Genomic DNA, 23,062 nt, shown 5'->3' on the forward strand with positions numbered 1-23,062 from the left:
GTCCCGTCATCTCCCCTGCTTTCACGGAGGTTTCCGTTGCGCCAGATACGTGTGCGCCCCGCCGCCGCGGCCACGGCCGCCGCCGCCCTGCTGACCGCCGCGCTGACCGGCTGCTCCTCCGGCGGGTCGGCCCCGGCGAAGGCGGACGCGAAGGTCGGCGGCGGGGGCTCGGGTGGCGGCAAGGCGGTGACGGTCACCGTCACACCCCGGAAGGCGGGCGAGCCGGTCAAGGTCGCCGCGAGCGGCGGGACCCTCGCCTCGGTGACCGTCACCGACGGCCGCGGTGGCAGGCTCGGCGGCGCGGTGTCGGACGACCGCCGGACCTGGACCTCGGACCGCAACGCCGCGCCCGGCACCACCTACACCGTCAAGGCGGCCACCCGCGCCGAGGGCGGGACCGCGGGAAACGCGAAGTCCACCTTCACCACCGCCGCGGCCGACCAGGTCAACAAGGTGGACTGGCGGCCGGGCGGCGACACCACGGTCGGCGTGGCGCAGCCGATCTCCCTGGTCTTCGACCGCCCGGTGGCGAACAAGGCCGCGGTGGAGAAGCAGCTCAAGGTCACCACCTCCAACCACACCGAGGGCTCCTGGGGCTGGTTGCGGGACTGGTCGGGCAAGGACCGGGTGGACTGGCGGCCCAAGGAGTACTGGCGGCCCGGCACCCGGGTCACCCTGGACGCCCGGCTGAACGGCACCGACTCGGGCACGGGCGGCGGCTGGTTCGTACGCGACTACAAGCTCGGCTTCACCGTCGGCGCCCGGCAGGTGGTCAAGGTCGACCTCGACAGCAAGCGGCTCACCCTGGAGCGCGACGGCAAGGCGGTACGGACCTTCCCGGTCTCCGGCGGCACCCCCGGCGCCGACACCGGCTCCTGGCGGGGCACGGAGGTGCTGATGGCCAAGGAGGGCACCATCCGGATGAACTCCGAGACCGTCGGCCTCGGCAACGCCTACGACGAGATGGTCGACTACTCGATGCGGCTGACCTGGTCGGGTACGTACGCGCACGCCGCGCCCTGGAACGCCGCCTACTTCGGCAAGGCCAACAGGAGCCACGGCTGCATCGGCATGAGCGACGCCGACGCCGCATGGCTCTACGGCCAGGCGCGGATCGGCGACCCGTTCGAGGTCAAGGGCGCGGAGACCAAGGGGCAGGTGGCGCTGAACAACGGCTTCGGCGACTGGAACGTCGGCTGGGAGGAGTGGCGGGCCAAGAGCGCCCTGCGCTGACCCGGCCCCGGGCCGACCGGCCCGCGCACCCTCGCGCCGACCGGGCCCGGCATGCGCGCCCTCGGTTCCAGGAGAGCTCGATCGCAGGAAGGGTCAGCCGTCAGCCGCGATACGGGCGAGCCGGCGCGCCTCGTCGCCGGCGCGGCGCGCGATGTCGTCCTCGTCGGCGGTGAGCAGCCGCCCCGACTCCACCACCGGGCGGCCGTCCACGAGCGACAGGGTCACCGGCGCCGGTGGGCCGAGGACCAGCGCCGCGACCGGGTCGGCGATCGTGGAGTGGCCGAGGCCGTCGAGCTTCCACAGCACCAGGTCGGCCAGTTTCCCCGGCTCCAGGGAGCCGATCTGCTCGTGGCGGCCGAGCACCCGCGCCCCGCCGTAGGTGCCGAGGCGCAGCGCCTGACGGGCGTTCAGCGCCGTCTCGCGGTGTGTGCCCAGGCGGTTGATCAGCAGGGCGTTGCGCAGTTCGGTGTGCAGTTCGCCGGACTCGTTGGAGGCGGTGCCGTCCACGCCGAGGCCGACCGGTACGCCGGCGGCCAGCAGGTCGGGGACGCGGGCGATGCCGGCGGCCAGGCGGGCGTTGGACGAGGGGCAGTGCGCCACGCCCGTGCCGGTGCGGGCGAAGGTCGCGATGTCGGCGTCGTTCATATGGACGCAGTGCGCCATCCACACGTCCTCGCCCAGCCAGCCGGTCGACTCGAAGTAGTCGGTCGGGCCCATCCCGAACAGCTCGTGGCAGAACTTCTCCTCCTCCACCGTCTCCGAGCCGTGGGTGTGCAGCCGTACGCCCTTGCGGCGGGCCAGGACCGCGGCCTCGCGGAGCAGTTCGGTGGAGACCGAGAAGGGCGAGCAGGGCGCGACCGCGATCCGCAGCATGGAGTCGTACGACGGGTCGTGGTGGGCGTCGATCGCCTCCTCGGTGGCGCGCAGCGCGTCCTCGATGGTCTCGACGGCGAAGTCGGGCGGCAGCCCGCCGTCCGATTCGCCGCGGTCCATGGAGCCGCGCGCGGCCGTGAACCGCACGCCCAGCTCCCTGGCCGCGCGCAGCTCGGCGCCCAGCAGGTCGCCCGCGCCGCGCGGGAAGACGTAGTGGTGGTCCATGGCGCAGGTGACGCCGCCGCGGACCATCATGGCCAGCGAGGCGCGCGCCGACTCGTACACCATGGGCTCGTCGATCCGCGCCCAGATCGGGTAGAGGGCGACCAGCCAGTTGAAGAGGTTCTGGTCCTGGGCCAGGCCGCGGGTGATCCACTGGTAGAAGTGGTGGTGGGTGTTGACCAGACCGGGGGTCGCCAGATGGCCGGTGCCGTCGACCTTGCGGACCACCCCGTCGAGGCCGGCGGGCGCTGGGCCCGGTCCCACCGACTCCAGGCGGTTGCCCGCGATGACGATGTGGCCGCTGGTGTACTCGGTGTCGTGGGCGTCCACGGTCGCGATGGCGCAGTTCTCGATGACGATGCGCTTCGCTGCCGCGGTGCGGTTCGGTTCTGCGGTGCGGTTCGGTTCTGCGGTCCGGTTCATGTCTGTCGTGGCGCCCTTCAGTCGGTGGCGATCCGGGGCTGGACGCCGTCCCGCAGGATCGTGGCCTCGATGAGGCCGTACGGCCGGTCGGCGGCGAAATACACCTCGTTGTCGTTCTTCAGGCCGAAGGGTTCCAGGTCGACCAGGAAGTGGTGCTTGTTGGGCAGTGAGAGCCGTATTTCGTCGACCGCGGGCCGGTTTTCGATCACGCGGGCGCCCATCTGGTACAGCGTCTGCTGGAGCGAGAGCGAGTACGTCTCGGCGAAGGCGGCCAGCAGGTCGTCTCTGGCCCCGGCGTATCCCCGCTCCCAGTCCGGCTCAGGCGCGCCACCATCGTCGTCATCGGCACACCAGCCGTAGCGCCACCGGGCGTGCACATCGGTGGCGAGGATACGGTCGCGCACCTCCGGCAGCGTGGTGTATTTGTCCTTGACGAAGCCCCAGAACTCCGAGTCCGTGGAGTTCAGCACGGTCAGCCCCGTCAGCCCGGAGATCACCTCCCACCGCTCTCCGTCGAAGGTGACCTGGGCGGTGCGGGTCTCCCGTCCCGTACGGACGAAGGAGTGGCGGGCCGCCCCCGCGGTCTCGATCCGCTCCCAGCCGTACTCCTCGATCCGGATCCGCGCGGTGTGGATGGCGTCCTGGCCGGTGACGAAGTGGCGGGCGAGCAGGATGCCGAACTGCTCGGGCGAGGCGATGCCGTGTTCCTTGGCGAAGGCGTACACGGTGTTCTTGGTGGTGTCCGTCGGCAGGACGTTGGCGTTGCTGCCGGAGAGGTGGACGTCGTCCATGTCGCCGGAGAGCGCCACCGACACGTTCAGGTCCTTGATGTGGTGGACGGCTCCGTCCCGCACGATCCGGACGACGCGGGTTTCCGCCTTGCCGTACTGGTTCTGGCCGAGCGTGGGCATCGGGTGCTAGCTCCCTCGGTATACGGAGTAGCCGAACGGGTTGAGCAGCAGGGGCACGTGGTAGTGCTCCCCGGGCTCAACGGCGAAGACCACCGCCACCTCCGGGAAGAACGCTCCGTTCCGCTGCCCCTCGGCTGATGGGTGTCCCGCGCGCACGAGATACGGCTCGACCTCGAACCGCAGCCGTACGTGCGCGGTGCCCTCGGGGAGGGCGGGCAGGTCCTTGCAGCGGCCGTCGGCGTCCGTGCTGGAGCCGGCGTGGGCCGCCCAGGGCGCGTCGCCCGCGGGGCGGACGGACAGCTCGACGGCCACTCCGGCGGCCGGGCGGCCGAGGGCGGTGTCCAGGATGTGCGTGGACACGGAGGTGTGCGGGGTGTGCGGGGTGTGCGAAGTGTGCGACATGTGCGGCGGGTGCGGCGGGTGCGGCGGGTGCGAGGTGGTGTGCGTACCGGGTGTCTTGGCTGTCACCGCTCCCCTCCCTCCTCGTCCCTGGTCATGAGCCGGGCCAGCCGGTTGCGATTGATCTTGCCCAGCTCGGTACGGACGATCTCGCGTTCGGTGTCGGCGTCGTTGCCGATCCGCTCGTTGAGAGCAGCCAGCATCTCCTCGCCGCCGCGCCCGGTGGCGCAGATGAGGAAGACATGCCCATGGCGCTCCTGGTAGGCGCGGTTCAGCTCCAGCAGCCGCGCGCGCTCGGCCTCCCCCACCCCGCTCTGCTCGCGCGCCGAGGTGGCGTCGCCGGGCTTCGGCCGCCCTATGGGCGGGTGCCCGGCCATCGCCTCGGCGAGGTCGGCGTCGGTCAGCCCCGCCATGGCCTGCTCGGCGGCGGTCAGCAGCGCGTCGACGCTGCCGTACGGCCGCCCGGCGGCCACCGCCGCCGCCCACGCCCGGCTGGCGCACACCTCGTGCAGCAGCGCGGCGACGCCCGGCCTGTCCGCTGCGTTGAACCGGGCGAGTCCCGGCGGAGCGCTGGTAGTCACACTCGCAAGCTAGGAGCCGCCCCCGTAAGACGTCAACAGTTTGTTGAAAATTCGGGTGCCGGCGCGCAGGCGCACAGTGGCACCTCGGGCCGCGCTGCCCGTCATGCGATCGTCGGCGGCACACTGGAGACGACGGGGCGACCGCCGGGCGGCCTCCGGCGGCCGAGGGGCCGCGACCTCCAGGCAGCCTTCCGGCCGGTCGGCCGGTCGGTCGGTGGTGGATCAGTACGGCGGGAGCGGAGATGGCCGAGGCTTTCGGTGCGGCCGCGCGGGACGGAACTGCGAGCGTGGCCTGCCAGATGGACGAGACCGGGTTGCGCCGCCTGCTCGACGGTCTCACCGCGGTCCGGGACGGCGATTTTCGCACCCGGATCCCCGAAGACGGCGACGGGTTGCTCGGTGAGATCGCCACCGTCTTCAACGGCATGCTGGACCAGCTGTCACGGTTCACCTCCGAGGTGACCCGGGTGGCCCGCGAGGTCGGCAGCGAGGGCCGCCTCGGCGGACAGGCCCGGGTGCCGGACGTGTCGGGGTCGTGGAAGGACCTCACCGAGTCGGTGAACGCGATGGCGGGGAACCTCACCACGCAGGTGCGGAACATCGCGCAGGTGGCCACCGCCGTGGCCTGCGGCGATCTCTCCCAGAAGATCACCGTGGACGCTCGCGGGGAGATCCTGGAGCTCAAGGAGACCATCAACACGATGGTCGACCAGCTTTCGGCGTTCGCCGACGAGGTGACCCGGGTGGCCCGCGAGGTGGGCACCGAGGGCAACCTCGGCGGCCAGGCCACCGTCCGCGGGGTCTCCGGCACCTGGAAGGACCTCACCGACAACGTCAATGTCATGGCGTCCAATCTCACCGGCCAGGTGCGGAACATCGCGCAGGTGGCCACCGCGGTCGCTCGGGGCGACCTCTCCCAGCGGATCGTCGTCGAGGCCAAGGGGGAGGTCGGCGCCCTCGCCGGGGTCATCAACACCATGGTCGACACGCTCTCCGCGTTCGCCGACGAGGTGACCAGGGTGGCCTCCGAGGTGGGCACCGACGGCATCCTCGGCGGCCAGGCCCGGGTGCCGCATGTGGCGGGCACCTGGAAGGACCTCACGGACAGCGTCAACTCCATGGCGAACAACCTGACCGGCCAGGTCCGCAATATCGCCCAGGTCACCACCGCCGTCGCGGGCGGCGACCTGCACCGCAAGATAGACGTGGACGCCCGCGGGGAGATCCTGGAGCTCAAGACCACCATCAACACCATGGTCGACCAGCTGTCCTCCTTCGCCGCGGAGGTGACCCGGGTGGCCCGCGAGGTCGGCAGCCAGGGCCGCCTCGGCGGGCAGGCCGAAGTGGAGGGCGTCTCGGGCACCTGGAAGCGGCTCACGGAGAACGTCAACGAGCTGGCCGGCAACCTCACCCGGCAGGTCCGCGCGATCGCCGAGGTCACCAGTGCGGTGGCCGAGGGCGACCTCACCCGCTCCATCACCGTGGACGCCTCCGGAGAGGTCGCCGAGCTCAAGGACAACATCAACGCCATGGTGAAGTCGCTGCGCCAGACCACCCGGGCCAACCAGGAGCAGGACTGGCTCAAGACCAACCTGGCCCGGATCTCCGGCCTGATACAGGGCCGCCGCGATCTCGCCGACGTCGCCAGGCTGATCATGGACGAGCTGGTACCGCTGGTCTCCGCCCAGTACGGCGCCTTCTTCCTCGCCGAGGACACTCACGAAGGCGTGCGGCTGTGCCTCATCGACTCCTACGGCCGTCCCGAGGGCTCCCGCCGCCCCACGCGGTTCCGGCTCGGCGAGTCGCTGGTGGGTCAGGCCGCCCGCAGCCGGCGCACCATCGCGGTGGACGACGTCCCAGCCGATTACGTCATCTCCTCCGGGCTCGGCGGCGCGGCCCCCGCCAGCCTGGTCGTGCTGCCCGTCATGGCGGAGGAGCAGGTGCTCGGCGTCATCGAGCTGGCCTCCACCGGCCGCTTCACCCCGGTGCAGCGGGACTTCCTGGACCAGCTGATGGAGACCGTCGGCGGCAACGTCAACGCCATCATCGCAGGCGCCCGCACCGACGAGCTCCTGGGCGAGTCCCAGCGCCTCGCGGGCGAGCTTCAGGCACGTTCGGAGGAACTCCAGGTCCGCCAAGAGGAACTGCAGCACTCCAACGCCGAACTGCAGGAGAAGGCCGCGCTGCTGGCCAGCCAGAACCGGGACATCGAGACGAAGAACCAGGAGATCGAGCAGGCACGGCAGGAGCTCGAGGCCCGGGCCCGGGAGCTCGCCCGTGCTTCTCGGTACAAGTCGGAGTTCCTGACCAACATGAGCCACGAGCTGCGGACCCCGCTCAACAGCCTGCTCATCCTCGCCCAGCTGTTGGCCCAGAACCCCAGCCGCAACCTCACCCCGAAGCAGGTGGAGTACGCGGAAGTCATCCACTCCGCCGGCTCCGACCTGCTCCAGCTGATCAACGACATCCTCGACCTGTCCAAGGTCGAGGCGGGGAAGATGGACATCAGCCCCGAGCGTTTCCGGCTGCGCCGGCTGCTGGACTCCCTGGAGGCCGCCTTCCGCCCCCTGACCTCCCAGAAGGGGCTGGAGTTCCAGGTCGTCACGGCGCCCGAAGTCCCGTCCGAACTGGTCACCGACGAGTCCCGGCTGCGCCAGGTGCTCCGGAACCTGCTCTCCAACGCGGTGAAGTTCACCGAGGCAGGCCATGTCGAACTGCGGATCGAGCGCGTCGAGGAGTCCGCCGCCGACCTGCCCGACTCCGTCCGCCGCTCCGGCCGCCCCGCCCTGGCCTTCCGGGTCAGCGACACCGGCATCGGCATCTCGGAACAGCACCTGGAGGGCATCTTCGGCGCCTTCCAGCAGGCCGATGGCACCACCAGCCGCAAGTACGGTGGAACCGGCCTTGGCCTGTCCATCTGCCGCGAGATCGCCTACCTGCTCGGCGGCTCCATCCACGCCCGGAGCACCCAGGGCGAGGGCAGCTGCTTCACCTTGTACCTGCCGACCGTGCACCCCACCGTCCAGGACACCGCGGCACCGCACCCGCCGGACACTGCCACCGCGGCCCCCGCAGCGGCGGTGCCCGGCGCGGCGCCCCGCCACCACCGCGGCACCGCACCCGACGGCCCGGGACGCCCCGGCGAAGCCGACCACGCCGCGGACCGCCACAGCGTGCCACCCGCAGGGCGCCGCGTGCTGGTCGTCGAGGCCAGGCCGCGGGGGCTGCTGTCCCTGCTGGCCGAGAGCGCTGTCGCCGACCTGCCCGGGGTCCCCTCGCCCGTCCGGGTGGACACTGCCACCGATCCCGAGGAGGCGGCGGCCGCACTGGCCGGCCGGACACACCACTGCGCGGTGGTGGACTGCGGTCTGCCCCGCGAGGGCGCGGGCGAACTGCTGCGTCTCCTCGACGCCGACGCCGACCCGGCCCTGCGCCACGTCCCCGTCCTGGTCCACTGCGGCCACCAGGCGCCCTCGGCCGAGGAGGAGCACCGGCTCCGGGCCCGGGCCGGCGCCCAGCCCCTCGAAGTGCTCACAAGCCTGGACGAGCTGCGGACACGCATCGTGCTGCACCTGACCGCCGAGCACCCCGGCGAGGCCCTGCCGCTGGTCCACGCCCCGAAGACCAGGCCAGGGCCCGCACCCCCGGAGGCCGACCCGCTGGCCGGCCACACCGTACTGATCGTCGACGACGATGCCCGGAACGTCTTCGCCGTCACCGGCATCCTGGAACTGCACGGCATGCGCGTCGTGCACGCCGAGAACGGCCGTCAAGGCGTGGAGGCGCTGGCCGACGAGGACATCGACCTGGTCCTGATGGACGTGATGATGCCGCAGATGGACGGCTACGCCGCCACCGCGGCAATCCGTGTCATGCCCGGGCGTCGCCGTGTGCCGATCATCGCGGTCACTGCCAAGGCCATGTCCGGTGACCGGGAGAAGTGCCTGGCCGCCGGGGCGGACGACTACGTGCCCAAGCCCGTCGACGCACAGCAGCTGGTCCACTGCATGCGCCGCTGGCTCGACCTGTGATGTGCTTGGGGTGGGCACCGGGCGAGCAGAGCAACCGCCCGCCGGATCCCCGGGCCGAGGAGCAACCCCATGGTGGAGCAGCAGCACGAGCCCACGCGGCAGCGGCCCCCTTCCGAACCCGCTGCTTCCGAACCCGCCGCTTCCGAACCCGCCGTGCGTCCCGCACCACACGGTGACGCCGGAACGGCCGGGCTGGCGGCCACGGTCGACCGGCTGAGCACCGAGATTCGCGCCCTGTGGGAGGACCGCGAGGCCCGGGTTCTGGTGGAACTCGCCGAGGGCGTCCTCGTGGAACGGCTGAACTGCGCTCCGGCCGAAGCCGCGCAGCAGCTGCGGACGCTCGCCTCCGACGCCCGGATGCCCCTGCCCGAGCTGGCCGCCGACATCATCAACCAGGCCTCCTCGGACGCCACCGCAGCCGCGGTCGCGGAAGCCCGTGCCGCGCAGGCCGCCACGTCCGGCACCGGCCGTACGGCAGAGGGAACCGCAGGGGAAGCCGCGGGCCCGCGGCGCGAAGGGCCCGCCCTGCGGCTGCGTACGGCGGAGGCCGCCGCCATCCTGGCCGGTGACGACACCCAGGCGCTCGCCCGCGGCCTCCTCGACCGGGCCCTGAGACCATTGGGCGCCACCGCCGCCGCCGTGTGGTCGGCCGCCCCCGACGGTTCCCTCACACTGGCGGGAGAGGCGGGGTTCGGCCCCGCCGAGGCCGCCCGCTGGCGCTATGTCCCGCCCGGGCTCGGCACCCCGGCCCAGCAGGCCATCACCGAGGACCGAACGTTGTGGATCAACGAGTCCGGCGACCCTCCGCCGCCCACCATCGGCGGCGGCAGCGGCGGCACACGGGCCGTCGTGCCCGCTCAAGCCGGCGGTCAGCGGGTGGGCGTCCTGGAGGTCCACTGGCCAGGCCCCCACCCCGCGCCCGCCCTCCAACGACAGCTGGACGCCCTGGCCCAGCTGTGCGCCCTGTCGCTCTCCGACCACGGCCTGGAGTCGGGCAGCCCGCCCGGCGGGGCCGCCGCCTGGCTCGTCGGACTGCTCGACGGCCTACTGGACTCCGCCGCCCTGCTGCGCCCGCTGCGGGACCGCGACGGCCGGATCACCGACTTCATGATCGAGCACACCAACACGCGCTTCACCGACCCGGCCGGCCGTCCCCGTGGCTCGCTGACCGGGCTCCCGCTGCTGGAGGCGTATCCGCTGTTCGCCGCGGAGGGCGGCCTGTTCGAGCGGATCAAGCGGGTGCACAGCACTGGGGCTCCGTATCGCAGCCGGAGCACGGTGCTCAGGTTCCCGGGCAGCGCGGCGCCACCGGCCGTGGTAGCTGCCGTGGGGCTGGCCCGCTTCGGCGATGTGGTGCTGCTCAGCTGGCGGCTCCCGGAGGGCGACGCCCGACTGGCCGACCTGCTGGGACACGCCCAGCGGCTCAGCCGGATCGGCGCCTTCGAGGAGAACCTGACCACCGGTGAGATCTCCTGGACCGAGCAGCTGTCCGCCCTGTACGGGCTGGAGCCCGGCGCGGCCCCGGTGCCGCTGCACCAGCTCTCCGGACATGCGCACCCCGACGACACCGGCGCCGTGCGGCGCTTCCTGCGCAGCGTGCTGCATCAGCGGAAGGAGAGCGCGATCACCTTCCGGCTTCGGCGCGCCGACGGGGTGGTCCGCCATCTGCGGGTGGTCGCCGAACCCCTCTGCGACGCCTCCGGGCTGCTGGTCGCAGTACGCGGCGCCTACCAGGACATCTCTCCCCACCGCTGGACCGAGGTCGCGCTGGCCGCCACCCGGGACCGGCTTGCCGGTGCCGAGCAGCAGGCCGCGGAGCGTCATCGGCTGACCCGACAGCTGCAGCGGGCGATCATGCCCCCGACGGAACACCCGGTGTACCGGGCGGGGCTGCGGGTCGCCGTGCGCTACCGCCCGGCGGAGGAGGACCAGCGGGTCGGCGGAGACTGGTACGACGCCGTCGAGTTGCCCGACGGCCGGGTGCTGCTCACGGTCGGTGACATCGCCGGCCACGGCATCGCTGCCGCGACGGGCATGGTCGTCCTGCGCAACGCCCTGCGCGGCCTGGCCGTCACCGGTGCCGGGCCGGGCCGGCTGCTCTCCTGGCTCAACACCGTCGCCTGCTGCCTCTCCGAGCAGGTCACCGCGACAGTCGTCTGCGGCCTGTTCGATCCCGCCGCCCGGACCCTGCGCTGGGCCAACGCGGGACATGTGCCCCCGATCCTCGTCAGCCGCGGGAAGGCCGAAGCGCTCACGCCGCCGGACGGTGTGCTGCTGGGCGCTGTCGCTGCCGCCTCGTACGAGGAGACCCAGCACGAGCTGCGTCGGCACGACATCCTGCTGGTGTACACCGACGGCCTGATCGAGCGCCGCGACAGCGGCATCGACCAAGCCCTTGGACAGCTCCTCGCCGCCGCCGGCCGCCCGGTGGACGACCTCGAGGACTATCTGGACGACCTGCTGTCCTGCGACATCGCCAACACCGACGACGACACCTGCCTGATCGCGGTTCAACCGACCTGATCGTCCCGGTGCGCCGGGTCAGTCATCCTGCCGCGGCCGCTCACCGCCCCCACGCGCTTTGGCCCGCTGCTCATCGGCGTAATTGAGGTAGTTGTAGACGGTGAAGCGGCTGACGCCGAGCGCGCTCGCGACCGTCTCCACGCCGTGGCGCATGGAGAAGGCGCCGCGCTGTTCGAGGAGACGGACGACCGACTGCTTGGTCTTGCGGTCGAGATCGGCGAGCGGGACGCCGTGGCGGCGGCGGAGCTCGGCGAGGATGTGGTCGAGCGAGTCGGAGAGGTGCGGCAGCCGTACGGCCACGACCTCCCGGCCCTCCCAGGAGAGGATCACATCGTCACCCTCGGCGCTGTCCGGGGCGATCAACTCGCCGCCGATGGCATCCACCAGCGGCCTGACCGCCGTGACGAAGGGGTCGTCGGCGGGACGGGTCACCTGCCGCCCTCCCCCGCCTCGCCCGTGGCCGCGGCCGACTCCGGGAGGACGTTGACCTGGAGCGAGATGCGGGTCGCCCCCGCCTCCAGGGACTCGCGCAGCAGTTCGTGGACGGCGGCCAGGACGTGCTCCGCACCGCCCTCCGCGGTGTTGCCGAAAGGGCCGACGTCGACGGAGTCCAACGGGGCGCCCTGGACGATGTCGCGGGCCACCACGGCGTGCGGCGGCACCTCGTCGAGGTCGAACGGCTCGGTGGTGAACTCAACCCTCAGTCTCACGCCGCCAACCTACTGCTCCCGCACAGGAGACGTCACGAGCGTCCCACGGCGGTCGGCCCGCCGGACGCAGAACCCCCAAGAACCCCCAAGTCGCCGCCCCCGACCCCGCGCTTCATGGAGCATGGGCACAGACCCTCTCTCCCGGAACTCGGACCTCGGAGCAACAGATGACAGAGAGCGTGCCGGTGCGCTGCCCCTCGTGCCGCCGCGAGCAGTCGTTCACTCCGCCCACCTACCCGTGCTCGTGCGGGGCGCCGCTCACCCTCCCCGTGGTGCGCGACGGCGCCCCGCAGAAGATCGAGCACCGCACCTGGGAGGACACCTGGGTGGCGGCCAACTGCGCCATGTGCGGCCGGCAGGGCCACTGGCCCCAGCCGGAGTTCGGCTGCGCGTGCGGGGCGCTGGTCCGCGTCCCCGTGGCGCCGGCGCCCGACCCCGCGGAGCGCGCCCCGGCCACCGCCCGCCCCGGCGACCCGGCGACGGGGGCCGCCGGACCACCGGGCCGGCCCGTGCTGCGGCCCGCGTTCCGGCCGGTGACGATCCGTACGGCGCGGGACGCGGTGACGGCCGCCGCGCAGTATCTGAAATGGCTCGGCTTCGGCGGTGTGCGGCGGCCGGAGGGCCAGGATGCCTCCGGGGTGGATCTGCGCGGTCCTGGTGTGGTCGCCCAGGTGGACCCGACCACCCGGCCCACCGCGCTGCGCGATATCGAATGCCTGTGGCTGAACGGGCTCAACGAATCCGCCGCCGGCGTCTTCTTCTCGCTCGCGGGCTACGCGCGGGATGCGCGGGCGCGCGCCGACGCGCTGCAGCTGCCGCTTTTCATCATGGATCTGACCGGGACCCCACAGCCCATCAACGACCCGGCGGACACGCTGATCCGGGTGGGGCCGCCCAAGCGGTGAGCCCCTGTTTTGTGTTGGACCGCTCTGTGTTGGGGCCTTGTTCATTATGACCCGGCGGAGGGCCCTCGGGCCTCCCCTTCGGGGATGATCTTCGGCTCTCCGAAGCGCCCTACGGTGGTGGTCGGCCCCGGTCGGTGGTCGATCCCCTTTCCGCGCCTTCCGCGCCTTTCCGCGACGCTACGGAGCGATATCCCATGCCCTCATCCGCCCCTGCCTCCCCCGATTCCCCCGGTTCCCCCGCCTCCCCCACCGAGCTCACCGTCGAGCGCGACGGCGTGCCGCTGGCCGTACGCGACCACGGCGGCGCCGGCACCCCGCTGCTGCTGCTCCACGGGGCCTCCCGTACCCTCGCCGACTGGTCGGTCGCGGCGGCCGACCTCGCCACGGACCACCGCGTCGTCTCGATGGACCTGCGCGCCCACGGCCGCTCCGGCCCCGGCTCCACACCCTGGACGTTCCCCGCCGTGCTCGACGACATCAAGGCCGTCCTCGATGCCTGCGGCATCGCGGAGGCCATACCGGTCGGCCACTCCCTCGGCGGCATGGCCGCCGCGCTGTACGCGGACGCCCATCCGCACACCCCCGCCGCGGTCAACCTCGACGGCGTCGGCCACGGCCGCCCCGAGCAGTACGTGGGCCTCGACCGGGACACCGTGGTCCAGGGCCTCGACCGCGCCCAGCAGTTCTCCGCCGCCGCGATGGGCCGGACCTTTCCGCCGGAGGAGCTGGAGACCACCGTGCTCGCCCAGCGGGCGGCGATGGCCCAGGCGCTGGGGATCGCGCCCGAAGTGCTCGACGAGGGCATCCGGCGCGCGCTCGGCGAGACCCCGGAGGGGCAGCTGTTTATGCGGCCGGAGCGGGAGCGGGGCCTGGAAATGCTCGGCCAGATGAACGCGCTCGACCTCTTCCCGGTCTACCGCCGCCTCACCCGCCCGGTGTTGATCGTCCGCGCGGGGCGACTGGTGGCGCAGGGCGGCCCGCTGGCGTGGTTCGACGAGCTGATGGCCGCGTACGTCAAGGGCCTCGACCGCGACCTGGGCGAGCTCGCCGCCGCACACCCCCACGTCAGCCTCGAAACCCTCGATGCGTCGCATGCGATGCTCCTGGAACGCCCGAACGCGGTCGCCGGGCTGATCCGCTCCTTCACCGCCGGTCTGCGCTCGCGCTCATGACGGACCGGCGGTGTCAGCCCTCGGTGAGGGTGGCCTCGATGCTGCCGGCCCGCGGCCACCGCGGGTCCTGCCCGGTCAGCCGGGCGTACGTCCGCTGCCAGGCCGCGTCCGGGTCGGCGCTGCCGTCGAGGTGGACCGCGACGAGCTCGGCGATCCGCTCGGTGGCGGCCCGGGCCTGGTGCGGGGCGTCGGGGCGGCGGAGGGCGCTGCCGAGGTAGCCGAGGATACGGTCGGCGGGGGCCGCGACGGAGACCAGGTCGCGGTCCGTCAGCAGGCCGTCGGCCAGCAGCCGGTCGGCGCGCAGGGTGATCGCCCTCCAGTCGGAGGCCCTGAGCCCGTGCCGGGCCATACCGCGGGCGATCTCGGGGTCCCGGACGGGACGGCGGCGGTAGCTGCCGCGCCGGTCGCCCAGGATCGCGTCGGCGTGGCGGGCGGCGACGGCGGAGGGGGTCGTGGCGCGGCCGACCACCACCGACCAGAACTCGAACGGCTCGCGGGCGTGCTCGGCCTCCAGATACGCCCAGTCGATGTCCGGGAAGAGGGCGAGCAGCCGCTCGGTGTCGCTGAAGCCCGCTTTGACCCGGGCCCCGCGCAGCCGGCTCGCCAGCTTCTTCGTCGTCAGCTCGCGCTCCGCCCGCTTTTCGAGCGCGGCAAGGGGGTCGGCGGAGGCGAGGGCCTGCCGGCACATCTTGGTGACGGCCGGGCCCACCCTCCCGGTGGCCAGCAGCGCGGACAGCCGGTGCGGACCGCCGCGCCGCAGCATGTTCAGACAGCCGACAAGCTGCTCGGGGGTCTTGAACCGCCCGCGGTCGTGCGCGAACGCGGCCTCGATCAGCTCCGGTTCGGCCGCGTGCAACAGATCGGGGTAGGCGTTGCCCGGGATCGTGGCCTCGTACGGGGCCAGCGGCACCGAACCGTCCAGCACCCGCCGGGCCACCTCCGGGCCGGTGTACAGGTGCGGAGCGAGCAGGGCGAGGTGGATCTCAGGGTCGCCGAGGGCGAGCAGCGCGCGCTGGGTGGGCCGGTCCACGTCGACCCACTCAGCCAGCATCATCAGCGCCTCACGGTCACCGCGCCGCACCAGATGCTCGACGACCGCCTCGGGCGCGGCCTGCCGCTGGGCGATCACGTAGAGCGCGAGCAGCCAGCCCGTGTGGTCGGGCAGCAGCGGCATCAGGGCGTCCAGGATCTTGGCGTCGGGCGCGCGCCGCAGCACCTCCCCGGCCGGCCAGGTCCACTCGCCCCGCAGCAGCTTCTCCCGGGCGCGGCCGGTCACCTTGGCGTACGGGACGATCCGCCGGGGGTCGGGAGCGGTGGCGGCGGCGCGCGCCAGCAGATCGGGCCAGGTGGCGTCGCGGTCCGCGCCGGGGAGGGTGCGCACCTCCTCCACGGCGGTCATCAGCCGCAGCCAGCCGTCCGTGTCGGTGCCGAGCGCACCGGCCAGGAAGGAGCCCAAGGTCCGCTCCAGCCCGTGCATGGCCGGGGATTCGGCGCGGAACTCCACCGGCATGGTGTACCGCGCGGGAATGACGGAGAGCAGGTCCGGGCCGCTGACCGTGCCCGCGAACCAGGCCGTGTCCAGCTCGTCGCGGATCGAGTCCTTGAGCCCCAGCCGGTCGCTCCAGGCGCGGTCCTCGCGGAGCCTGCCCAGCACCCGGTGGGTGTCGGGCTCCGGCACCAGCCGCAGCGGGTCGGCGATCCCGCGGCCGTCCCACGCTTCCCAGGCGTCGCGCACCCAGGCCGGGAACCGAGCGCCCGGCCAGAAGGTGACATGCGTGGCGGCCAGGCGGCGCAGTACGCCTTCGTCCGTGGGCAGCGGTGGGGCGCCCCGCGAAAGCCCGCGCAGTGTGTCGATCCCGGCCAGTGCCGAACGCCGCCCTGTCATCAGTGCCCCCGTGGTGCCTCGCCATACCGCTTGCCGTACCGATGACAGTCCATCACGCGGCACTGACAGAGCCGCCGCCCGGGCCGGGCGGAGAGGGAGCAGGGAGCAGGGAGCAGGGAGCAGGGGTGCGGTTTCAATGCCGTGCGGCAGCGGGTGAGGCTGCCGCCGGACATGCTTCTGGCGCCGGGTGTGCGCCTGATGCGTCAGCGCAGGGGGGTGGCCTGGGCCTTCGCGTCCGCCTGTTCCGTCCGGGAGTTCCGCAGCCGGACCGCGTCGGCGATGCCCGCCTGGCGCAGCTCGACCTTGCGGACCTTACCGCTGACGGTCATCGGGAAGGCGTCCATGACCCGCAGATAGCGGGGCGCCTTGTAGTGGGCGAGCCGGCCCCGGCAGAAGCGGGCCAGCTCGTCGCGGGTGAGCGATTTGGCGCCCTCCCGCAGGATGACGCAGGCCAGGATCTCCTCGCCGTACTTCTCGTCCGGTACGCCGACGACCTGCACATCGGCGATCTTGGGATGGGTGTACAGGAACTCCTCGATCTCCCGGGGGTACACCTTCTCCCCACCCCGGATGATCATGTCCTTGATCCGGCCGACGATCCGGACATAGCCGTCCTCGCCCATGATCGCGAGGTCGCCGGTGTGCATCCAACGGCCCCCGTCGATCACCTCGGCGGTCCGCTCCGGCTCCTCCCAGTAGCCGAGCATCACCGAATAGCCGCGGGTGCACAGCTCACCGCGGGTGCCGCGGGGCACCGTCACCCCGGTCAGCGGGTCCACGACCTTGATCTCGAGGTGCGGCAGCACCCGGCCGACCGTACCGGTGCGATGGCGCAGATCGTCGTCGCGCCGGGTCTGGGTGGACACCGGCGAGGTCTCGGTCATGCCGTAGAAGATCGACACCTCGGCCATATGCATCTCGTCCACCACGCGCCGCAGCACCTCCGCCGGACAGGTGGATCCGGCGATGATCCCGGTGCGCAGGGAGGAGAGGTCGTACGAGTCGAAGTCGGGCAGCCCCAGTTCGGCGATGAACATCGTCGGGACGCCGTACAGCGAGGTGCACCGCTCCTGTTCGACGGCCCGGAGCGTGGCGGCCGGGTCGAAGGTGGGGGCGGGGATGACGATGCAGGCGCCGTGGCTGGTGGCGCCCAGGTTGCCGGTCACCATGCCGAAGCAGTGGGAGAAGGGGACCGGCAGACAGACGCGGTCCTGCTGGGTGTAGCCGAGCGTTTCCCCGACGGAGTAGCCGTTGTTGAGGATGTTGTGGTGCGAGAGCGTGGCGCCCTTGGGGAAGCCGGTCGTACCGGAGGTGTACTGGATATTGACCGGGTCGTCGCAGGTCAGCCGGGCCTCGCGCTCGATCAGCCGCTCCCGTGACACATCGGCGCCGGCGCGTACAAGACCGTCCCAGGTGCGGTCGCCGATGTAGATGACATCGCGCAGGGCGGAACACTCGGAGCGCACCTGTTCGACCATGCGGCGGTAGTTGCTGGTCTTGTGCTCGGTCGAGGAGATCAGTACGGAGATACCGGCCTGCCGAAGCACGAACGTCAGCTCATGGACGCGGGAGGCGGGGTTGATATTGACCATGATCGCGCCGATGCGGGCGGTGGCGTACTGCACCAGCACCCACTCGGCGCAGTTGACGGCCCAGATCCCGACCCGGTCGCCCTTGCCGACGCCCTTGGCCATCAGCCCGAGCGCGACCTCCTCGACGGACCGGCCGAACTCGGCGTAGGTCCAGCGGCGGCCGGTGGGGATGTCGACGAGCGCTTCCCGGTCGGCGAACCGCTCTATGGCGCAGGCCAGGTTGGCGCCGATGGTGTCGCCGAGCAGCGGGACCTCGCCCGCCCCGCTCGCGTACGACAGCGCGGCGGTGGTCGCGGATGAGTCCGGTGGGCCTGATGAGTCCGGTGGACCTGATGGGTCGGCCGGGCGGTCGGTCATGAGTGCTCCTCGTGATCGCGTGGTGAGTGCGGGTCGGTCATGAGGTGGTCTCCTCATGAAACTCGACACCATCGCCGCGCAGCGTGCGCTCGCGTAGCTCTATACGGCGGATTTTGCCGGACACGGTCTTGGGAAGTTCTGCGAATTCCAGTCGACGGACACGCTTGTACGGCGCAAGAACCGCCCTGGAGTGAGCAAACAGGACCTTCGCGGTCTCGGGCCCCGGCTCCCACCCCTCGGCCAGCACGACATACGCCTTCGGCACCGCCAGCCGCAGCGGATCGGGCGCCGGGACCACGGCGGCCTCGGCCACCGCCTCGTGCTCCAGAAGGGCGCTCTCCAGCTCGAACGGCGAGATCTTGTAGTCGGATGCCTTGAAGACGTCGTCCGCCCGGCCGATATAGGTGATGTAGCCATCGGCGTCGCGCGATCCGATGTCCCCGGTGCGGTAGTAGCCGCCCGCCGTCGCCTCGGCGGTCCGCTCCTCGTCACCCTCGTAACCGGTCATCAGGCCGACGGGCCGGCCGGAGGGACCCGACAGATCGAGACAGATCTCGCCCTCGTCCCCCGGCTGCCCGGTGACCGGGTCGAGCAGGGTGACCGCGAAGCCGGGGCTGGGGCGGCCCATCGAGCCGACCTTGAGCGGCTGGCCCGGGGTGTTGGCCACCTGCACGGAAGTCTCGGTCTGGCCGAAGCCGTCCCTGATGGTCACCCCCCAGGCGCGCCGGACATGCTCGATGACCTCCGGGTTGAGCGGTTCCCCGGCCGCGGCGACCTCGCGGGGCGGGGTGCGCAGCTGGGTCAGATCGGCCTGGATGAGCATCCGCCATACGGTCGGCGGGGCACAGAAGGTGGTCACCTCGCAGCGGTCCATCTCGGCCATGAGGCGGGTGGGGTCGAAGCGCGTGTAGTTGTGCACGAACACGGTCGCCTCGGCGTTCCACGGGGCGAACAGGTTGGACCAGGCGTGCTTGGCCCAGCCCGGGGAGGAGATGTTGAGGTGGACGTCGCCGGGCCGGAGCCCGATCCAGTACATCGTCGACAGATGACCGATGGGGTACGAGATGTGGGTGTGCTGGACCAGCTTGGGGCGGGCGGTGGTGCCCGAGGTGAAGTAGAGCATGAGGGGGTCGGTGGCCAGGGTCGGACCGTCCGGCACGAAGGGTTCGCCCCCGCCGGTCTCCGTGCCCGTACCCGTACCCGTGCCCGTACCCGTGCCCGCGTCCGCGTAGGCCAGCCAGCCGTCGGGCGCGCCGCCGACCGCGATGCGGGTGTAGTCGCCGTGCACCTCGGCGAACTTGGCGGTGTCCTCGGCCCGCACGATCACATGCGCCGCGCGGCCGCGCTCCACCCGGTCGACCAGGTCGAGCGGGCCCAGCAGCGGGGTGGCGGGGATGACCACGGCCCGCAGCTTCATGGCCGCCAGCGCGGTCTCCCACAGCTCGGTCTGGTTGCCGAGCATGACCACGATGCGGTCACCGGCCCGCACGCCCTGGGCGCGCAGCCAGTTCGCGACCCGGTCGGAGCGGCGGCGCATGTCCTGGAAGCTGATCCGCGTCTCCAGGCCGTCTTCCTCGACGATATGCAGCGCGGTACGGTCGTTGCCCTGGGCGATCTGGTCGAACCAGTCGAGCGCCCAGTTGAACTCGGCCGGGCGCGGCCATCTGAAACCCTCGTACGCCGTCGCGTAGTCGTCTCCGTGGGCCAGGAGGAAATCCCGTGCCGCCCGGAAACTCTGAGTCGGGCCGTTTGCTGTCACATCTCCTCCTGATTGCCATGGCGCTCGCTAGCATCGTGCGACGGGTGATCTGAGTCTCACCACCCCCGGACGGGGGTGGTGGTATTTCGGGGAGGTGGCCGTGGCGGAATCGGACCGGACGGTGGATGTGCGGACGGCCCTGCTACGGATGCGGCGGCGCGGCGGGCTGCCCGTGGCCTTCGGCGGGCTGTTCTCGAGCGCGCGGCAGTTCCGTATCTCCGAACTCACCGGCACCACGACCAACTCCCTGCGCGGGCTCGCCGTCACCCCCGGCAACGGTCTTGGCGGCAAGGTCCTCACCATGTCCCGGCCGATCTCGGTGGCCGACTACCCGGTCTCCCGGGCCATCAGCCATGAGTACGACGCGGCGGTCGGCGCCGAGGGCCTGCGCTCGATGCTGGCGGTCCCGGTCGTGGTCCGCGGCCGGGTGCGCGGGGTGCTGTACGGCGCGCTGCGCCAGCCCCTGGCGCTCGGCGACCGGGCGCTGAACGCGGCGATGGAGGCGGCGCGCGAACTGGAGCACTCGCTGGCGGTGCAGGACGAGGCACAGCGGCTGATCACCGTCACACAACAGCAGCCCGAGGCGGATCCGGCGCTGTGGGAAGAGGTACGGGAGGCACACGGCGATCTGCGGGCGCTGGCCCAGCAGGTCACCGACCCGCAGCTGCGGGAGCGGATCCTCAGCGCCTGCGGACGGCTGGCCAAAGCCTCCTCGGGCGGCACGGCGGACACGGCGGCGCGGCCGGGGGTGGAGCTGTCGCCGCGCGAGGTGGATGTGCTGGCGTGCGTGGCGTCGGGCGCGACGAACTCGGCGGCGGCGGACCGGCTGGGGCTGCGGCCGGAGACCGTGAAGAGCTACCTGCGCTCGTCGATGCGGAAGTTGGGGGCGCATACGAGGCTCCACGCGGTGGTGGAGGCCCGGCGCGCCGGGCTACTGCCGTAGAGGCCCCTCTCCCCTGCCCGCCCCGGTCCGGTCCGGGTCATTTGGGAGGTATATCCTTCCCTGAGACCCTGAGGTCAGCGCCCCGTGCCCGCGCGCCCAGGCTTGAGGAGGTGAGGTCCGCGATGCACAGCGAAGAGCACCCTCCCCGGTCCCCGCGCTCACCGCGGAAACCCTCCTGGCTGCGTGCCGCACAGGGCTCCGGCTCGGCGCGGGACACACCGCCGAACCCGCCGAACACAGAGCCGCACTCCGGAGGCCCGGGTGCCCAGGCCGCGGCGGAGGACGACCGCAGCGTGGTCGACGCCGCGGTGTACCGGAACGGACGCCGGGTCGGCACGCCCAGCTCCCTGGCCGCCACGTACCGGCGGCTGCGCGAGGAGCCCGGGGGCATGGCGTGGATCGGGCTGCTGCGGCCCACCGAGGCGGAGCTGCTGTCGCTCGCGGACGAGTTCGACCTGCACAAGCTGGCCATCGAGGACGCGCTGGAGGCCCATCAGCGGCCGAAACTGGAGCGCTACGGCGACACGCTGTTCGTGGTGCTGCGCGCGGCCCGCTACCTCGACGCGCCCGAGGAGGTCGACTTCGGCGAGCTGCATGTCTTCGTCGGCCCCGACTTCGTGATCACCGTACGCCACGGCGCCGCCCCCGATCTGTCGGCGGTGCGCCGCCGCATGGAGGCCGCGCCCGAGCTGCTGGCGCTCGGTCCTGAGGCCGTGCTGTACGCCATCCTGGACTCGGTCGTGGACGGCTACGCCCCGGTGGTCGCGGGCGTGCAGAACGACATCGACGAGATCGAGACCGAGGTCTTCCGCGGCCACCCCGAGGTCTCCCGCCGGATCTATGAACTCTCCCGTGAGATGGTCGAGTTCCAGCGCGCGACCCGTCCGCTGGTGGGGATGTTGCACGGCCTGATGGCCGGGTTCGACAAGTACGGCACGGACGAGGAGCTGCGGCGCTATCTGCGGGACGTCGCCGACCACGTCACCCACACCAGCGAGCGCGTGGACGGCTTCCGCTCGGCCCTCAGCGACATCCTCGCGGTCAACGCCACCTTGGTCACCCAGCAGCAGAACGCGGAGATGCGGGCGTTGGCCGAGGCGGGCTTCGAGCAGAACGAGGAGGTCAAGAAGATCTCCGCCTGGGCGGCCATCCTCTTCGCCCCCACCCTCGTCGGCACCATCTACGGCATGAACTTCCGCGAGATGCCGGAGCTGCACTGGGCCTTCGGATACCCCTTCGCGATCCTGCTGATGGCGGTGGTCTGTCTGAGCCTGTACGTGGTGTTCAAGCGGCGCGGCTGGCTCTGAGCCATGCGCGGTGCGCCGGCACCGGTCAGGGCATCGATCAGACCGTCACCGGCTCGAACCGCACATCCCGCTCCCCCGCCGCCGGGTCGGTCACCGCCAGCAGCCGCGCGCCCTCGGCCTCCAGGGTCTCCCGGTCGGCGGCGCCGAGCCGGACGAACGGGGTCACCCGCAGCACCGCCACACCGCGGGCGCGCTCGACCTTCCAGATCCCGGCGACGAAGCCGTCCACCAGGATCGTGCCGCGCACGATGCCATTGACGCCCATCACCGGCCGCCGGTACTCATCGGCGAGGATGCGGGCGCGGTCGGCATGCGAGAGCAGCAGGTTGTCGAAGTCCGCTACGAAGCGGGCGGGGACGGGCAGGCCGGGGTCCGGGAGCGACGCGTCCGCCTGGTCGTACAGCTCGCGCCCGCTCTCGTCCCGGTACCTCCGCAGGCCGGGCCCCAGCCGCTCGACCACCTCACGCAGCCCGGTCAACCCGCACCACTTCTGGATGTCCGCGACGGTCGCGGGCCCGAAGGCCGCGAGATAGCGCAGCACCACGGCGTCCAGGGAGGGTTCGGCCTCCATCGGCCGTCCCAGCCAGTCCTCGACGGTCGCGTACCGGGGCCCCCCGCTCTTCCCCCACAGCCCGCGCGGCGGCACCTGCACCAGCGGCGCCCACACCCGCACCGCGTCGACCAGCGCGCCCGGGTCCGCGTCCGGCCACCGGGGGCCGAGTTCGGCGCGCAGCTCGGCCGGGCTCAGGGCACCCCGCGTGAGCAGCTTCCGCCCGGCCGCCACCAGCTCCTCCCGCGCCACACCGGTCAGCCCGGGCGCAAAGGGCGTGCCACGGAACTGCTTGTCGAGCATGGGTTGGATGAGCGGCCGCAGCCGCAGCGCGTCGGCCGCGGAGACGAGGTGCACGGTGCCGCGCATCAGCACCATCCGCACCACCTCCCGCTCCTGCGTCAGCCGCGCCAGCTCCTCGAACGCGAAGCCGTCCAGGCGCGTCCACAGGCCGATGTACGGGGCGCCGGGCGCCTGGGACTGCATGCCCACAAGCCGCTCGATCACCTCGAGAGCGGTGAGGGACCCTGATCGGTCCAGCAGCAGTTGGCGCTCCAGCAGCGCCCTGTTGAGCGCTCGGGGGCCGAGCACGTCGTTCGTCATGCGCTCCACGCTACGGGTCCTTGCGGTCAGCTTCTGTCCTGGTCTCCGCCTCTTCCCAAGTCCCACGCGCGGCCGGTGAGTTG

Annotated in this window: 17 protein-coding genes; 7 read left to right on the forward strand and 10 right to left on the reverse strand. The window is 72.2% G+C overall.

Going from position 1 to position 23,062, the window contains the following annotated elements; translation table 11 throughout:
• The first annotated feature begins 36 nt into the window (after positions 1-36).
• The gene (locus ACH4U7_RS16250) at positions 37-1,233 is read left to right on the forward strand and encodes an Ig-like domain-containing protein (protein ID WP_398528562.1); all 1,197 of its coding nucleotides are present in this window, start codon (positions 37-39) and stop codon (positions 1,231-1,233) included.
• Between the two features lie 93 nt (positions 1,234-1,326).
• On the opposite strand, the gene ACH4U7_RS16255 is transcribed toward ACH4U7_RS16250, so the two are convergent.
• The 4 genes from ACH4U7_RS16255 to uraD all read right to left on the reverse strand — a co-directional run bounded on the left by ACH4U7_RS16255 (position 1,327) and on the right by uraD (position 4,642).
• Positions 1,327-2,751: an 8-oxoguanine deaminase gene (locus tag ACH4U7_RS16255; RefSeq protein ID WP_398528563.1), complete on the reverse strand. Its 1,425-nt coding sequence runs from the start codon at positions 2,749-2,751 to the stop codon at positions 1,327-1,329.
• A gap of 17 nt (positions 2,752-2,768) precedes the next feature.
• Positions 2,769-3,662 (reverse strand): factor-independent urate hydroxylase, encoded by an 894-nt coding sequence (pucL, locus tag ACH4U7_RS16260; RefSeq protein ID WP_398528564.1) that lies wholly within the window; start codon positions 3,660-3,662, stop codon positions 2,769-2,771.
• 6 nt (positions 3,663-3,668) lie between these two features.
• Positions 3,669-4,064, reverse strand: a complete 396-nt coding sequence (uraH, locus tag ACH4U7_RS16265) for a hydroxyisourate hydrolase (protein WP_398528940.1) — start codon at positions 4,062-4,064, stop codon at positions 3,669-3,671.
• A gap of 62 nt (positions 4,065-4,126) precedes the next feature.
• A complete protein-coding gene (gene uraD / locus ACH4U7_RS16270) occupies positions 4,127-4,642 on the reverse strand; it encodes a 2-oxo-4-hydroxy-4-carboxy-5-ureidoimidazoline decarboxylase (RefSeq protein WP_398528565.1) in 516 nt (171 codons plus the stop codon).
• A gap of 242 nt (positions 4,643-4,884) precedes the next feature.
• Between uraD and ACH4U7_RS16275 the strand changes: the two genes are divergently transcribed.
• Positions 4,885-8,673, forward strand: coding sequence for a HAMP domain-containing protein (locus tag ACH4U7_RS16275; protein WP_398528566.1), 3,789 nt, complete (start codon positions 4,885-4,887; stop codon positions 8,671-8,673).
• Between the two features lie 69 nt (positions 8,674-8,742).
• Positions 8,743-11,196, forward strand: a complete 2,454-nt coding sequence (locus tag ACH4U7_RS16280) for a SpoIIE family protein phosphatase (protein WP_398528567.1) — start codon at positions 8,743-8,745, stop codon at positions 11,194-11,196.
• A gap of 18 nt (positions 11,197-11,214) precedes the next feature.
• Here the strand turns inward: ACH4U7_RS16280 and ACH4U7_RS16285 are convergent, their stop codons facing one another.
• Positions 11,215-11,628 (reverse strand): helix-turn-helix domain-containing protein, encoded by a 414-nt coding sequence (locus ACH4U7_RS16285; RefSeq protein WP_398528568.1) that lies wholly within the window; start codon positions 11,626-11,628, stop codon positions 11,215-11,217.
• On the reverse strand, positions 11,625-11,906 hold the full coding sequence (locus tag ACH4U7_RS16290; RefSeq protein WP_398528569.1) for a hypothetical protein: 282 nt from the start codon (positions 11,904-11,906) through the stop codon (positions 11,625-11,627). The genes ACH4U7_RS16285 and ACH4U7_RS16290 overlap by 4 nt, the downstream gene beginning before the upstream one ends.
• 167 nt (positions 11,907-12,073) lie before the next feature.
• Here ACH4U7_RS16290 and ACH4U7_RS16295 point away from each other — a divergent pair, with 167 nt between their 5' ends.
• Together ACH4U7_RS16295 and ACH4U7_RS16300 are read left to right on the forward strand one after the other, a co-directional pair.
• Positions 12,074-12,811 (forward strand): hypothetical protein, encoded by a 738-nt coding sequence (locus tag ACH4U7_RS16295; RefSeq protein ID WP_398528570.1) that lies wholly within the window; start codon positions 12,074-12,076, stop codon positions 12,809-12,811.
• A gap of 194 nt (positions 12,812-13,005) precedes the next feature.
• On the forward strand, positions 13,006-13,983 hold the full coding sequence (locus ACH4U7_RS16300) for an alpha/beta fold hydrolase (RefSeq protein WP_398528571.1): 978 nt from the start codon (positions 13,006-13,008) through the stop codon (positions 13,981-13,983).
• Between the two features lie 13 nt (positions 13,984-13,996).
• Here ACH4U7_RS16300 and ACH4U7_RS16305 read toward each other — a convergent pair whose 3' ends face one another.
• The 3 genes from ACH4U7_RS16305 to ACH4U7_RS16315 form a co-directional block, all read right to left on the reverse strand.
• Entirely contained in the window at positions 13,997-15,868 is a 1,872-nt protein-coding gene (locus ACH4U7_RS16305) for a hypothetical protein (protein ID WP_398528572.1), read from the reverse strand.
• 203 nt (positions 15,869-16,071) lie between these two features.
• Positions 16,072-17,817, reverse strand: a complete 1,746-nt coding sequence (locus ACH4U7_RS16310) for an AMP-binding protein (RefSeq protein WP_398528573.1) — start codon at positions 17,815-17,817, stop codon at positions 16,072-16,074.
• Positions 17,818-17,854: 37 nt separating this feature from the next.
• Entirely contained in the window at positions 17,855-19,576 is a 1,722-nt protein-coding gene (locus tag ACH4U7_RS16315) for an AMP-binding protein (RefSeq protein WP_398528574.1), read from the reverse strand.
• Between the two features lie 100 nt (positions 19,577-19,676).
• Between ACH4U7_RS16315 and ACH4U7_RS16320 the strand changes: the two genes are divergently transcribed.
• Both ACH4U7_RS16320 and ACH4U7_RS16325 read left to right on the forward strand, forming a co-directional pair.
• On the forward strand, positions 19,677-20,519 hold the full coding sequence (locus tag ACH4U7_RS16320) for a response regulator transcription factor (protein WP_398528575.1): 843 nt from the start codon (positions 19,677-19,679) through the stop codon (positions 20,517-20,519).
• Positions 20,520-20,641: 122 nt separating this feature from the next.
• On the forward strand, positions 20,642-21,826 hold the full coding sequence (locus ACH4U7_RS16325; protein WP_398528576.1) for a magnesium and cobalt transport protein CorA: 1,185 nt from the start codon (positions 20,642-20,644) through the stop codon (positions 21,824-21,826).
• Positions 21,827-21,863: 37 nt separating this feature from the next.
• Here the strand turns inward: ACH4U7_RS16325 and ACH4U7_RS16330 are convergent, their stop codons facing one another.
• Positions 21,864-22,979: a winged helix DNA-binding domain-containing protein gene (locus ACH4U7_RS16330; protein WP_398528577.1), complete on the reverse strand. Its 1,116-nt coding sequence runs from the start codon at positions 22,977-22,979 to the stop codon at positions 21,864-21,866.
• Between the last annotated feature and the right edge of the window lie 83 nt (positions 22,980-23,062).

The sequence above is a fragment of the Streptomyces sp. NPDC020845 genome, assembly GCF_044334165.1.
GTDB lineage: Bacteria > Actinomycetota > Actinomycetes > Streptomycetales > Streptomycetaceae > Streptomyces.

Excerpts from the sequence above, each read along its gene's own strand:
- ACH4U7_RS16275 (WP_398528566.1), top strand. The coding sequence starts at position 4,885 with ATGGCCGAGGCTTTCGGTGCGGCCGCGCGGGACGGAACTGCGAGCGTG.
- ACH4U7_RS16310 (WP_398528573.1), bottom strand. The coding sequence starts at position 17,817 with ATGACCGACCGCCCGGCCGACCCATCAGGTCCACCGGACTCATCAGGC.
- ACH4U7_RS16325 (WP_398528576.1), top strand. The coding sequence starts at position 20,642 with ATGCACAGCGAAGAGCACCCTCCCCGGTCCCCGCGCTCACCGCGGAAA.
- ACH4U7_RS16280 (WP_398528567.1), top strand. The coding sequence starts at position 8,743 with ATGGTGGAGCAGCAGCACGAGCCCACGCGGCAGCGGCCCCCTTCCGAA.
- ACH4U7_RS16300 (WP_398528571.1), top strand. The coding sequence starts at position 13,006 with ATGCCCTCATCCGCCCCTGCCTCCCCCGATTCCCCCGGTTCCCCCGCC.
- ACH4U7_RS16305 (WP_398528572.1), bottom strand. The coding sequence starts at position 15,868 with ATGACAGGGCGGCGTTCGGCACTGGCCGGGATCGACACACTGCGCGGG.
- ACH4U7_RS16330 (WP_398528577.1), bottom strand. The coding sequence starts at position 22,979 with ATGACGAACGACGTGCTCGGCCCCCGAGCGCTCAACAGGGCGCTGCTG.
- ACH4U7_RS16295 (WP_398528570.1), top strand. The coding sequence starts at position 12,074 with ATGACAGAGAGCGTGCCGGTGCGCTGCCCCTCGTGCCGCCGCGAGCAG.
- uraH (WP_398528940.1), bottom strand. The coding sequence starts at position 4,064 with ATGTCGCACACTTCGCACACCCCGCACACCCCGCACACCTCCGTGTCC.
- pucL (WP_398528564.1), bottom strand. The coding sequence starts at position 3,662 with ATGCCCACGCTCGGCCAGAACCAGTACGGCAAGGCGGAAACCCGCGTC.
- ACH4U7_RS16255 (WP_398528563.1), bottom strand. The coding sequence starts at position 2,751 with ATGAACCGGACCGCAGAACCGAACCGCACCGCAGAACCGAACCGCACC.